This window comes from Spirochaetota bacterium (assembly GCA_004297825.1).
In the GTDB taxonomy this organism is placed as follows: Bacteria; Spirochaetota; UBA4802; order UBA4802; family UBA5368; genus FW300-bin19.
In genome coordinates, this window is the sequence record SCSX01000025.1 from 18,528 (window position 1) to 31,753 (window position 13,226).

The 13,226-nt window shown below is 55.2% G+C and carries 11 protein-coding genes; 3 read left to right on the forward strand and 8 right to left on the reverse strand.

All coding sequences use genetic code 11. The features are described from left to right. Positions 1-309: 309 nt before the first annotated feature. On the reverse strand, positions 310-2,640 hold the full coding sequence (locus EPN93_05255; GenBank protein TAL37878.1) for a hypothetical protein: 2,331 nt from the start codon (positions 2,638-2,640) through the stop codon (positions 310-312). Between the two features lie 469 nt (positions 2,641-3,109). On the opposite strand from EPN93_05255, the gene EPN93_05260 reads away from it, so the two are divergent. Next, on the forward strand, positions 3,110-3,955 hold the full coding sequence (locus tag EPN93_05260) for a flagellin (GenBank protein ID TAL37879.1): 846 nt from the start codon (positions 3,110-3,112) through the stop codon (positions 3,953-3,955). Between the two features lie 210 nt (positions 3,956-4,165). Next, entirely contained in the window at positions 4,166-5,017 is an 852-nt protein-coding gene (locus EPN93_05265) for a flagellin (protein ID TAL37880.1), read from the forward strand. Between the two features lie 93 nt (positions 5,018-5,110). Here the strand turns inward: EPN93_05265 and EPN93_05270 are convergent, their stop codons facing one another. The 7 genes from EPN93_05270 to EPN93_05300 all read right to left on the reverse strand — a co-directional run bounded on the left by EPN93_05270 (position 5,111) and on the right by EPN93_05300 (position 12,382). Further along, entirely contained in the window at positions 5,111-5,743 is a 633-nt protein-coding gene (locus tag EPN93_05270; protein ID TAL37881.1) for a hypothetical protein, read from the reverse strand. A 158-nt stretch (positions 5,744-5,901) separates the two neighbouring features. Further along, positions 5,902-6,201 carry a hypothetical protein gene (locus EPN93_05275; protein TAL37882.1) on the reverse strand — a complete coding sequence of 100 codons (300 nt, stop codon included), beginning with the start codon at positions 6,199-6,201 and terminating at the stop codon, positions 5,902-5,904. Between the two features lie 32 nt (positions 6,202-6,233). Continuing rightward, positions 6,234-7,916: a DEAD/DEAH box helicase gene (locus EPN93_05280; GenBank protein ID TAL37883.1), complete on the reverse strand. Its 1,683-nt coding sequence runs from the start codon at positions 7,914-7,916 to the stop codon at positions 6,234-6,236. A gap of 2 nt (positions 7,917-7,918) precedes the next feature. Continuing rightward, complete coding sequence (locus EPN93_05285; GenBank protein TAL37884.1) at positions 7,919-8,359, reverse strand: hypothetical protein; 441 nt, start codon at positions 8,357-8,359, stop codon at positions 7,919-7,921. Positions 8,360-8,487: 128 nt separating this feature from the next. Next, complete coding sequence (locus EPN93_05290) at positions 8,488-10,077, reverse strand: hypothetical protein (protein ID TAL37885.1); 1,590 nt, start codon at positions 10,075-10,077, stop codon at positions 8,488-8,490. Next, positions 10,056-11,387 carry a hypothetical protein gene (locus EPN93_05295; protein ID TAL37886.1) on the reverse strand — a complete coding sequence of 444 codons (1,332 nt, stop codon included), beginning with the start codon at positions 11,385-11,387 and terminating at the stop codon, positions 10,056-10,058. The genes EPN93_05290 and EPN93_05295 overlap by 22 nt, the downstream gene beginning before the upstream one ends. Continuing rightward, the gene (locus EPN93_05300) at positions 11,384-12,382 is read right to left on the reverse strand and encodes a hypothetical protein (GenBank protein ID TAL37887.1); all 999 of its coding nucleotides are present in this window, start codon (positions 12,380-12,382) and stop codon (positions 11,384-11,386) included. The genes EPN93_05295 and EPN93_05300 overlap by 4 nt, the downstream gene beginning before the upstream one ends. Before the next feature lie 200 nt (positions 12,383-12,582). Here EPN93_05300 and EPN93_05305 point away from each other — a divergent pair, with 200 nt between their 5' ends. Then, positions 12,583-13,218 (forward strand): CPBP family intramembrane metalloprotease, encoded by a 636-nt coding sequence (locus EPN93_05305; protein ID TAL37888.1) that lies wholly within the window; start codon positions 12,583-12,585, stop codon positions 13,216-13,218. The last annotated feature ends 8 nt before the right edge of the window (positions 13,219-13,226 follow it).

The window sequence follows — 13,226 nt, forward strand, 5'->3', positions numbered from 1 at the left end:
GATGGACCTGCTTCGTGCAGCCAACCGATCGCTATCGGGTAATAATTACCTTCCACGGTCCCCGCGCTCGCATAGATGCTCCCGGCGGGAGTTCTATCTATAAAAACTGACAAATACTCATCCTCGTATACTATATTTATCGGACAAAAAGTGTCAAGATTAATTGTTGTTTTTGAATAATCAAAGTCGGATATTGGGGCTGCGAGCGCCTTTTTGTGGTCATTATTTATGATTCTTGATATATAAATTAATACATATGTCAACCCACTTTCCTAGAAGGATCGTACCTTATCGGAACGAAAACCCCATTTAACTTGTGTATCGGCTCATGATATTTTGAAGCTGGACTGCCTGACGGTGCAGCGAAGCGACCGATTCGGTTATGGCTTGTGAGGAACCCGCAAGTTCCTGGATCGAATCGCTGATATGTGAAACGGTATTAAGGATTTCGGCGCTTGTGGATTTCTGCTCTCCTGTCGCGAGCGCGATCTGTTCCGAAACGCTGTAAATGTCGCTCACCTCTGCGCGCACCAGGTCGCTTCCGCTGATTTGATCGCGCGTGAGTCCCGCGATCTGATCGATTAATCCGGCCGCCCCCTCTATATTTTTTATCATTCCGGTAATCACTACAGCGGTGTTCTTGACGAGCCCCGCGCCCGTCTCTATATCGCCGCGCACAGCTTTAATAAGACCTTCGATCTCCTTGGTGCTTGCCGCTGTCGCTTCCGCGAGCTTGGAAATTTCCTGCGCGACTATCGCGAATCCCCGCCCCTGTTCTCCCGCGCGTGCCGCTTCTATCGAAGCGTTGAGCGAAAGGAGATTAATCTGGTCCGATATATCGTTGATGATGGCGACGATATCGACTATCCTTTTCGAGCTTTCGGAAATCTGGTTGATACTCTGGATGGAAGTCTTGAGCATGCTTTCGGTGTTGTGTGCCTCCTGGACGGTCTCGCGTCCCTTCCGGGTCGCGTTCAATGAATTGTCATTCACCACGTGAATCGTGTTCGAGAGCGATTCCATGGCAGTGTTCGTCAGGTTGACCTTTTCGGCCTGTTTCCTGGTTGAGCCTGCGACATTATCGATGCTGGCGGTGAGTTCCTCATACACGGAACTCGTTTCCTCTATCGCGGCCGCCTGGTTCCTGGATTCCAGGTCCACTTTGGCACTCACCTCAGACAGGACGATAGTGCTGTTGTTGAGCTCATCGCTGATAGACCTGATGGATTCCATGAGGGTGCGGAAGTTGACAATCATGTTGTTGACCGCCTCGATGAGCTCGTCCATCTCGTTACGAATGGATTTTTTATACACCTCACACGTGCTGCATAACTCCAGTTTGCCTGATTGCTCAATAGTTCTCCCGTCGTCACACAGCGTTCCCTCGATTCGCCAACATGCCTTGTTGCGAGAGTCGTGCGCGGGACAGTCTTCGCGGGTGCAGTTTTTCTCCTCGACGCATTTTACGTAGTGGGGCTGCGGAATGAAGGTGCTGAGGTTCCCGTTGCTTATCATAACGGCGGTGTCGATGATTTTTCTGAAGGGTCCGGTAAGCCGCTTAGCGAGGATTCTGCTGCTGAATACAAGGACCACCGCGAAACCGATCAGCAGCGCCAGCGAAAGGTAAAGTAGTCGATTGATAGGAGCCAGAATATCGCGGTAGGTTACCGCGGCCACAATATGCCAGTCCCATTTATCGAAGGTAGTGAAGCTCGCGATTTTCTTCTCTTCTGAAGAACCTTCTTCGAAGGAATAAATTATCGTTCCTTCCTTCCGGTCGATGATATCCCGGATGAAAAGCTGCCCGGTTTGAGAGTCCTTGATATCGTACATGCTCTTCCCGCGGAGGCTCGGATGCGCGATCGCTTGCCCCGTGGAATTAATCACATAGATGTACCCGCTCGCGCCTATCCTGTTTTTTGCAATCATATCGAAGACGGCGGTTTTAGGTGCGGGTATTCCGATATACCACGCCCCGATAACGGCTCCGTTGGCGGCGCGTATAGGCTCATAGCAGGTAATCTTCCATTTATTGACAACGATTGCCCTTCCCCTGTAGGTTTTACCTTCCATGATCGTCTTGAAAACGATGGAACTGGACGGGATGTAGGTCAGGATCGCGCGTCCACCCGTTTCGGATTTTACATTAGTGGAAACGCGTATCAGCTTGTCTTCGTGGAGCTGGAATATGGTCGCAGTGGCTTCGGGATTACCGATTCGGTCTACGATCTGGTCTACGATAGCGGTGTTTTTCAAAAAGACCGTAGCGCCGGATTTCATCTCGGGCAGGTCAACCTGACTTTCCTCCAGACTGTCCTGGTTCGTGATCTTTGCCGTGGTTTTCTGGGGGCTCAGCAGGATGTTCCGATACTCAGCAAGCACCGCCCTGGCAGCGCCGGACGATCGATCGATATCCTGTTGAAGACGCGCATCCACTTCCTCGCTTTGAATTTCGCATACCCGTACAATGTTTTGAACGGCATTTTTCATATCCTCTTCCGCAAGGGAAAGGATAGCCTGTCTCGATGTGACGTAGAAAAGGATGATGGATAATAAAAGCGGGATTATCGCAGATAGAAGTATGAAAAAATTTATGCGCTCGCGAAGTCCTTTTATCCGGAATTTAAAAAGGGTAGCCATGGTCAAATCTCCTTCGCAGAAATTTAATGGTGATTCAGGTCATGCGACGCTTCCCTTCCGCAGTTTTTATATGGCACATCTGTCTCCACGCCATGGAGATTATGACACAATTGCCAGATTGTGTAAATTACATCAATAACAAATCTGCAATTTAAATCGACCAGGGTGATTATTTACAAGGATGTAAAAAAGAGCTTATCGGGCAAAGGGATAAAAGTTTTTGCTCATGGAAAATTGCCAAATGCCGATTTGAGCAATGAGGGGAATTATGCAAAAAATGTCGAAATGGGTCTAAACTGGTTAAAATAGAGCCATATTATTATATATACGGATATATTCCAGAATATCAGCCTAAAATCGCCTTCAATTCCGTCTCATCTCTCACCGACTAATAATCTGTAAGGGAAAAATCCCAAGCACGGTGGCACGGAGGTCGCCGGAGTCGCAGTCTTGATTCATGGAGGAATCAATGATCATCAACCACAACCTTTCTGCAGTCAATGCACATCGTGTGCTCAAGTTCAAGCACTGGGAAGTGGACAGGAACATGGAGATGCTCTCCTCCGGCATGAGGATAAACCGGGCCGGGGACGACGCCTCCGGACTTGCAGTTTCCGAGAAGATGCGCTCGCAAATCATGGGATTACGCCAGGCCGAACGGAACACGGAAGACGGCATGTCGATGATCCAAACCGCCGAAGGTTATCTCCAGCAGGTTTCCGACATCATTCAACGCATGAGGGTTCTCGCCGTCCAGTCATCAAACGGTATTTATACCATGGAAGACAGGCAGCTTATCCAGGTGGAGGTTTCCCAGCTGGTCGATGAGGTGGACCGGATAGCCTCGCAGGCGGAGTTCAACAAGATGAAGCTCCTGCAGGGAGATTTCGGGCGGGGAAGCCATACGGGGTCAATGTGGTTTCACGTGGGTCCCAACATGCACCAGCGGGTTCGGGTCTATATCCAGACGATGACGGCCTTCGCGCTCAAGCTCAAGGACTTCACCGGCGAGCCGGTGACGCTTTCGACCGCAGAGTACTCCAATAGGAATATCGGCGTGTTCGACAATGCGCTCAAGCTGATTTCAAAACAGCGGGCAAATCTCGGTGCGTATTACAATCGCCTGGAACATACGGCGAAGGGTCTCATGAACGCGTATGAAAACATTCAGGCCTCCGAAAGCCGCATTCGTGACGCGGACATGGCGGAGGTCATGGTCGATTTTACGAAGAATCAGATACTTGTTCAGAGTGGTACCGCGATGCTGGCTCAGTCGAATGCCAGGATGCAGGGCATTCTCCAGCTATTGCGTTAGGGAGATAGATCGTATTCCCCCGCCGGTTTGCCCCGGCGGCGGGAAGGTTCTTTGAAAACTGATGGGAGCGGCTGTAAGCATCGTGTTCCGATGTTCGGGACAGGATGGTTGCAGCGGCAACTGGTATTCCCAGAAAACATAGACGGTGCAACCTGGTATCAATGCCTGATAGGGAGATTAGGCATAACACAAAACAAAGGAGTGTAGTTTATGATTATCAATCACAACATGAGTGCGATCAATGCCAATAAGGTGTTGAAGTTCAAGCACTGGGACGTGGACGCCTCGATGCAGAAACTGTCTTCCGGTCTTCGCATAAACCGTTCGGGCGACGATGCCTCCGGTCTTGCGGTATCCGAGAAGATGAGAACCCAGATCCAGGGTCTCCGCCAGGCCGAGCGCAATACCGAAGACGGTATGTCGTTCGTCCAGACCGCGGAAGGCTACCTGGACCAGACTGCGTCAATCCTGCAGCGTGTTCGCGTGCTGTCGGTCCAGTCTTCGAATGGTATTTATACCTCGGAAGACAGGCAGCTCATGCAGGTCGAGGTTTCCGCCCTTGTAGACGAAATCGACAGGATCGCGTCACAGGCGGAGTTCAACAAATTCAAGCTCCTCCTCGGGGAGTTCTCCAAGACCAACCCGAAGGCGAGCATGTGGTTCCACATGGGTCCCAATATGCACCAGCGGGAGAGGGTGTATATCGGAACTATGACCTCGGTGGGACTCAAACTGAAAGAGCAGACCGGTGCATTCCGGGCGAACCTGAGCACGGCGGACAACGCCAACAGGACGATCGGCGTCATCGACAGCGCTCTTCAGAAGGTTTCCAAACAGCGTGCGGACCTTGGCGCGTATTACAATCGCATGGAAAGCGCATCCAAGGGCCTCATGACCGCGTACGAAAACATCCAGGCGTCGGAAAGCCGGATAAGGGACGCGGACATGGCGGAGACCATGGTGAACTTCACGAAGGACTCGATTCTTGTCCAGAGTGGTACGGCGATGCTTGCTCAGGCCAATATGAAATCAAGGACTGTTCTTCAGCTTCTTGGTGGATGACAAATAAAAACGGGCCTACTAACAGAAGGGAATACCCAACAAAAAAACCCGCTCGAAAGAGCGGGTTTTTCATTTTAGGGATACTGCCCGGAATTAGTATTCCGACTGCGTCGCCCTGTATCCTATGCCGACATAAAGGGTCACGTCGTAATTGGATTTTATCTTGTCACCAGTGTCTTTATCCTTAAACTGGTTGTTTGTGAGATTGTATCCGAACCTGCCTTCCAGATCGAAGAAGACGCCATCCCACGGGCTTACCATGTAGTAGCCGAGAATTCCGTCCACCCAGAGGTCGATTTTTTTATCCGCTTTTTCTCCTCCCGCAGGGACCTTAGAGGAAATCAGGTATTTTCCCTCAACACCTGCGCCTACATAAAGACCACCAAGAGCAGCAAATTTTGCTGAAAACTGGGGGGAAAGGAATTGGTTAATGTATTTATCCTCTCCGGTTACCGTTGAACCAAAATCGTCCCCCTGCATCCTTTTCCATTCAAGCCCGAAACCGAGCCAGAAATTATCGAAATTTAAATTATATTCACCGGCTACCGCAAAACCGGTCCAGTCGTATGTTTCCGAGCCCGCTACATCATATTCAAAAGTGTAAACCGGAACATATCCCAGCTTCAGGAAAACGATATCCGTCGTGAGCGTCTGCGCGCTTGCACCATATGAAAAAGCGAATACCGCAACGAGAGCCGCAAGGATAACGAAAAACTTGCTTTTCATTAAAATCCTCCTCATCCGTGTAGTAGTGTTTATACCGAAGGTAAGCTAATTGTTAGAGAATATATAACGAAGTTGAGAAAGAAGCAAGTTTTTTCCGGTGTGGTCTAGTGCATGAACTCTCTGGAAGGGAAAGATAATAAGAAAAAGAATACCGGGCTTCAGGCGAGCGCGTCAAAAAAGGTTCCCGGCGCGTACACGGTTCCTCTTTTGTCCATGGATGTGCCGGAGGCGGTGTATTCGGACTGGCGCGAGCGCTCCAGGTCCTCGAACAGGCGAAGATGCTCCTCGGGTGTCGGCTTGATGTAGGTGATGTTGGACTGGGTCCGTTTTGCAATGCCCTGGACGCGCGTCACGCTGCCGTTATCGTACACCGGCCAGATGAAGGTTTTGTCGACCGCCCCGGCCCCGGATTTGGGCGCCAGGAACGAGATCTCGGAAATGCCCGTGGATATCCTCATGCCTTGAATATCGGCACGGCAGGCGAAAATCTTTAGGCGGGAAAGCGCTCCCCGAACATCTGTTCGTTCAGAATCACGTAGACGTAACCCTGCTCCGTGAGAAAGAGCTGGCGGTTATGGGCGAACTTTTCTTCGACGCTGTTCGCCGATATTATCGTGTAAAAATAGGCGCGGTTTTCCCCTTTCTTGGGGCGCAGTATCCTGCCGAGCCTCTGCGCCTCCTCCTGACGGGAACCGAATGTCCCGGAGACCTGGATGGCGATGTTCGCGTCGGGTAGATCGATGGAAAAATTGGCGACCTTGGACACGATGAGGGTCTTGATCTCGCCGCGCTTGAACTGGCCGTACAGCGCCTCCCGCTCCGATACGGGCGTCGCCCCCGTGATGAGCGGGAACTTGAATATGCGAGCGAGCTCTTCGAGCTGTGAAATGTACTGGCCTATGATGAGCACGCTCGCTCCCTTGTGATGCGTGAGGATGCGCTTCGCGAACTCCACCTTGCGTTCGTTCTCGGAGGCGATGCGGAACCGCTCGCGGTCCCTGGCGATGGAATACTGGTAGCGCAGGTGTTCCGGGAGCTCCACGCGGAGTTCCGTGCAGAGCGCCTCGGCGATCCAGCATGACTTCTCGAGTATCTTCCACGGCATGTCGAATTTCTTGGGACCTATAAGGCTGAAGACGTCCGCCTCCATGCCGTCTTCCCGGATGAGCGTCGCGGTGAGCCCCAGCCTGCGCTTGGATTGGATTTCCGAGGTCATGCGGAAGACGGGCGCCGGGAGAAGGTGAACCTCGTCGTAAATGATGAGTCCCCAGTTCTTTTCCCGGAAGAGATTGAAGTGCACGAAATCCTCGTTTTTTTTCTTCCGGTAGGTGAGGATATTGTATGTCGCGACTGTGATCGGCCGAATCTCCTTCTTTTCGCCGGAAAACTCGCCTATCTGCTCGGGCTGCAGGTGAGTTTTATCCATGAGCTCTTCGCGCCACTGGCGCAGGGCGACGGTGTTCGTGACGAGAATGAGCGTCTCGGTCTGCAGCCGTGCCATCACCCCGATGCCCACGATGGTTTTTCCCGCGCCGCAGGGAAGCACGACGACCCCGCTTCCCCCCTCCGGCCCGCCGCCTCGGTAAAATGCGTTGATCGCGCTCACCTGGTAGTCCCGTATGGCAAACGGCTGGGCGTGCTGCGAGGTGTCGCGCAGGCCGATATCGCAGCGGTCGCCCTCCTCGTAACCGGCAAGGTCCTCCACGGGGAATCCGAGCTTGATGAGGGACTGCTTCACGTGACCGCGAAGGTTAGGCTTCACCACCAGTGAGGCGTCGTCGCCGGCGCGCTCGATGAACGGCTGTATTCTCTTTTCCCGTACGATTTCGGCGAGGAGCATCGGGTCTTTCGACCTGAGGACGAGGGAATCGCCCTCACGTACGAGCTTGATGAGGCCGTAGCGGCGCATCTGCTCCTTCACCGTAACCAGCACGATCTCCGGGATGTCGTAACGGGAATACTGTTTGAGCGATCCGATTATCTGTTCGGCGTCCAGGCCGGCGGCCGCAGCGTTCCACAGGGAGAGCGGGGTGACGCGATACGTGTGAATGTGTTCGGGACTCTTCTCCAGCTCGGCGAAGGGAAGCACCGCGTCGCGCGCGGTCTCGTAATCCGGGTTGTCCACCTCGAGGAGAATGGTGTTGTCGCTTTGAACTATGATGGGTTTTGTCATGGTTATAACGCGCGAGCCAATTCCAGCTTTTCTATGCGTGCAAATTCCCGTTCGATGCGCCTCCGCAGGAGCGGCTCGATAAGGAAGGAGATGATCATTGCGAAACCGAACCTGAAGCGTATGGTGACTGATACGGAAATATCGGTCCCCCCCTGAGAATCCGAGAGCTCGTAAATGCACAGGTACTCGCGGAATTCCCCCTTGACCTGCTTCAACTCGCAATATTTTTCCAGCCTGGTTGCGCAGGATAGACGCGCCCTGAATGAAAGAAAAAGCGGCAAGCCTATGGTCGCGTCCGCGATCTGGAGACCTGATTCGCTGCGTACGAGGGAAAGCTCCCTGATGTCTTTTTTCAGCGCTCTAAGCTTGACGATATCGTCAAGCCTGCTGAATATTCCCGCCAACGGAAACGGCAGGGTTCGCTGAATTTCAATTTTTATCATTTAACGGTGACCGGGAAACGACGGGAATGCCTGCCCCGATTCCGCAGTTTTCCCTGTATTCACGGTGAGGGATAAGTATGGGGATTCGCGCCATTTTGTCAAATCAATTGTTCGGCATCCCCCAGGGACTAAAAAGACGCCTGCCCGGAGATATCCAGGGTATGTCGGACAGGCTCACCGGCGGATAGAAGGTGAAAAGTCCGGATGGAAAATCGCGCACCGGCGCACGATGCGCTGATGCGGGCCGCGATGACATGCGCACTCCGTTTGAGCATAGTTCCGGGAATGCTCGCGTGCTCCGGGGGCGCGATTACGGCGTAGAGGGAATTGCCCGCAGAGACAAGCGCGCGGCAGTAGGCTGCGGTGGCGTTGATTTTTCCAAATTCCGTCCCCAGGGAGGTCGAAACCAGTTTCGACGTTCGGGCCCCCGATCGGGACTGGACAACCGTCCCCAGGGCGGCTGCCAGCCTGTCAAAGGCCTTGAATTTCAGGCGTGCGTTCAGCTGGCGCTTTCGGGAGGTCTCGCCGTTTCCCGTCACGGTGAGTACGCGATACGAGAGCTGCGATCCGTCGATGGAGGAGCGTTGCGCCCGGAGAAAAAGTTCTTCCTTGACGCTTAAAGGCAAAGCATCGTCCCGGGAATCGGGCTTCAGTTTTTTTTCGGATGAAAGCGAGGTGCCCGCGCTGAAAACCCCGCACGGAAGCGCGCAGTCGAAAAACCAGGCCCTCTCCGGGAACTGCTCGCCGATCGACGCGCCATAGGGGGCGTAGTACTCCGGAGCGGTATATTTTCTGATTAGTGTGCCCTCAAGGCGCGGACCCTGGAAGGTAAATCCGCACAGGTACGCATACCCGGTCAGGGTGCGTAGAGGGCCGTCGTCGTTTTCCCGGTCCACGAAACTCACGGCGGGTTCGAAAAAAAGACCCAGGGAGTCCTCGCGGTACTCGACGAACAGCTCGGAGTTGGAAACCGAACGGGTTCCGGGGCGCCCCGGTGAACCGCTTTCCCTGTCCCAGAGCAGGCTTCCGCCCTGGGGCCTGCTCATCCTGGTCAGGAGCGATGACGCCTGCACCCGGAGCGAACCGCCCATGACCGCGGAGAAGCCGAATCCGATATTTTCGAGGCAGACAGGTTCCGACTTGGCGGCGGTGCGATTCGAGGATCGCACGGTGTCGATCCCGGCATCCGTGCCCCCGGAGAAATAGCCGTCCGCGTCCAGGAATCTTGTCGCCGATGAAAAAAAGGAATCGAATCGGGCGTGCAATTCGGCATCGCCGGTATCCACGCTTACCGCCGCCCCGTAAAACGCGTATTGCGGGTTACCGCTTGTCACGCCAGAAAACGTATCCCGTTCTGTAGAGGAGACGCGCCGTGAAAGATCATCGGGATTGAAGGGGGAGCGTCTCCCGAGGACAAGCCCCCCGCCGAAGCGGGCGGTGTAATGGCCGACCATGAGACGACCACCGCTTACCGCGTCGTTCAATGCCAGAAACCAGGTATAGTCGCAGTGTTCCGCGCCCGCGGAACGGACGAGAGCCGCGTTGAAGGAGCTTTTCTCGCTGAAAAGAAGCCCCGTTTTCAGCCGGTAGAATTCCGATACCGATTCGTCGTAGTCGACGGCATCGCGGCGGTACTCCGCCTGGAGGGATACCTCCTGCGCAGGCGCAGGCCCCCCGGCGGCGAGCAGCAGCGCGATTAAGGCAAGAGCGTGCCGCATCGATCCTTGATCTGTTCGCGGGTTTCTTCGGAGATCTCCTCCATGCGGTCCACCGCGCGCAAAAATTCTTCACGGGGAATGCCGCGCGCCATCTCGGCAAGACGCAGCGCAGTGGCCGCGGGAACCTCACTTTCGAGCAGACAGTTGAAGAGCCGGCGCACCCCGGCCTGCCGCGTGGCCTCGGCTTCCTGGTGCGTGCGCTTGAAGAAGGTACGGGCTCGTTTTTCGCCGTCGGCGCCCGTTTCATGATCCGGGACAAGGCCGTACACGTGCGCGAGCAGGGAATCGAGCACCCGACCCGATGCGCCCATCTGGACCATCGCTTTACGGCTTACGGGTCCGATAATCCCGCGGTACTTCACGATGCGCGCGGCGAGTTCCGGGCTCGTCAGTGGAACCGTTCCGAGCTCCTCCGGCGTGCAGGTGACGATATTGATCCGGGCGCGGGATCCCTTTTCCAGGGAATGCGCAATTGGTGACAGATAATGCATGTGTTCGAATCCGGGATCGCCGGAGGCGAACGTAAGGCTGACAACATGCGTGGTGCCCAGGTAGGCGTGAAATGCCGCGCCATACGATACGAGCAGCCCGCTCAGGGAGAGCGTCGCCGCGAAGGCGAAGCTCGAGGTTTCGCGTGAATACCCCGCCCTGAAGCTGAGCGAGCGCATGAGGTTTGCTGTCAGCGCGAGGCTGTTGATACTGGAAAACCTTGTGTGCGTGAGGTTCCAGGAAATGCTGGCACCGGGGGCGGGCTTGAGCGAAAGCCCGGCACTCCAGGAAGGATAGGCAATTTCAACGTGATCCCTATTAGCGAGCGAGGATATATTGTCCTGAACGAATGCCAGGGTGAGCCAGGTACAGGGTACGACGATTAGTCCCGCGTCGAAATCGGTGAATCGCTCCGAAAGGGAGTAATCCGCGGTGTGGATGGTGAGGAACGATTCACGAACGCGCACTCCCGCGCCCATCCAGGAAAATGGCCGGCAGGACGCGGAAAATCCCGCGCTGTCTTCCCTGTATTCAGGGATACCGAAGGTGGCGAAATCGAGCGTGAACCCGGCGGCCGCGTCCTTCCACGTAAGCGAGGCGCCGCCGGAGCTCAATCGTTCGAGCATGTAAGGTTTCGCGTAAAAGGAAGTGAACCCCCAGCCGGACGGGAACGCCCCGTATGCGGGGTTGTAGGGATGCGGAAATGTCCACTCATCGGCGGCGGCGACGGGGTAGGGGAACAGCACCGCCGGGTACAGGGGGGCGCGCTCGAACGCGAGCAGTTGGCCCGTGATTGCCGCATACAGGACGAGCGCGGTCATCTATACCTGCTTATGATTAGGTAAACGGTTTTCGATTCAGTTTTACGTATACGTGCCCCCGTGCATTCGATGGAGCCGATATAGAGCCCCGTACACGCGCTTCGGCCGCGGCCTCGCAGGTCCCATGCGAGGGTGAACGCCCCGGGGGAGACGCTCTTGTGGAGCGGTGATTCGTACACCAGCAGACCCGTCGTCGTGAAAATCCTGAGATGAATACTGCATGGCTCGTACAGGAAGACAGGGATATTTAAACAGGATGATCCGCGCCGGGACGGGAGGGCGGTGAATGTCGTCCGTGATACCGTGAAAAGACGCGCCGTCCGCGTACCGGCATTCGCGAACATATTGGGCCTTCCGGGAGTCTGGAACGGTGAGATCGAAAAGTCCTCTTTTGAATTGGTATCCGCGCCGGGAATACGCGCCAGGCACTGGTGCGGGGCAAGTCCCTGGTTGGGAAGGGGAACAGTGCTTTCACCCACGCTGCCCTGGCCCAGCTTCCACTGGCCTGCCGATGCAGCGTCCCGCACATAAGATTCCATGACCGCGTTGTACGCCTCGTCCATGATCGAATACGCCATGAAATCGACGATGCCGCCGTTCGACGGGCTGTCATCGGTGTCGATCGCAAGGACGCAGTCGGTGTTCCAGAGGCTCCCCGAATAATTGTTGCAATAGACGTCGATGGCGCCGTTTCCGTTCGTGTCGCCGGTAAAATCGGTCTCGTCGGGGGTGGCGGGGGCGGTGAGATGAACCACGGCGAACCGATCGTCGTACGGGGTCTGCGGCCTGTCGGCGGCGTAGAGGGTTATCGGGTGCGTGCCGAGCGGCTCGTTCACGCCGTAGTACATGGTGACGTACAGGCCGGAAATATCCATGGATTCGCCGCGTGCCCCGTCCAGGTACAGTTCGACCCAGTCGCCGCCGGATGTTCCGCACGCGACCTCGTTGATAACGAGCCCCGCGGCGGCCTGTGAGGCGCACGCGGCGACTGCCATAAGTGATATCAGCCCCCTGAAAAAACAGCGCATTCATGTCTCCCGATTCGTGTATCTGACCTGAATACGATCGGGGGGCCGAAATAATGAATATTTTTGAATCCGGGTACGATTCGAGGCCGGAGGCGGGATTGCAGGACGGAAAGCGGGTCGAAAAATTATTCCTTGACCGGAGCATTATGATGCCCTAGACAAATGATATGGTAAAGCTGGACAACCGTTATCCGGCACCCAGGCCGCCATTATCGAGACTATTCGCGCTCGCCTGCGTCCTTGTTCTCGGGTACCTCGGGTTCACGAGGCATTACGTGTCCTTCGCGTACCAGTACGCGCTGTTCGGGCTGGCGGGGCTTTTAATCTGTGTCGCGTTCGACAGTGATCTGCTTACCGCCCGCCGGCTCCTGGGTTACGAGCGTCCCTTCCGGAAAAGACACGTGCTCCCCGCGGTTACGGCAGGGGCGTGCGTCGTGATCGCGGTGGTGACGAGGCTTTTTTACGCGCATTCTCCGCTCTACCTCTGGTACCGGCAGTCCTCGATCTCGCCGGTGGAATATTTCATTGTCATCGTGCTGCTCGTTACCGTGATCGAGGAGATCGTGTTCAGGGGATTCGTCCAGCGCAACCTGTCGGACCTTGTCGGCTCGATGGCGGGATTCGTGATGGCGTCGATCCTGTATGGGTTCTATTTTCTTCTTTCGGGAAATGGTGGCGCGACCGTTATCTTCGCCCTTGTAGGCGCATTCACGGGTTTTATTTACATGAAAAGCGGTTCCGTCTGGCTTGCCGCGGCGCTTCGCGCGCCGGTCATGATCCTCGTGTATATTGCGAGCTTTTAAGCCCGCCT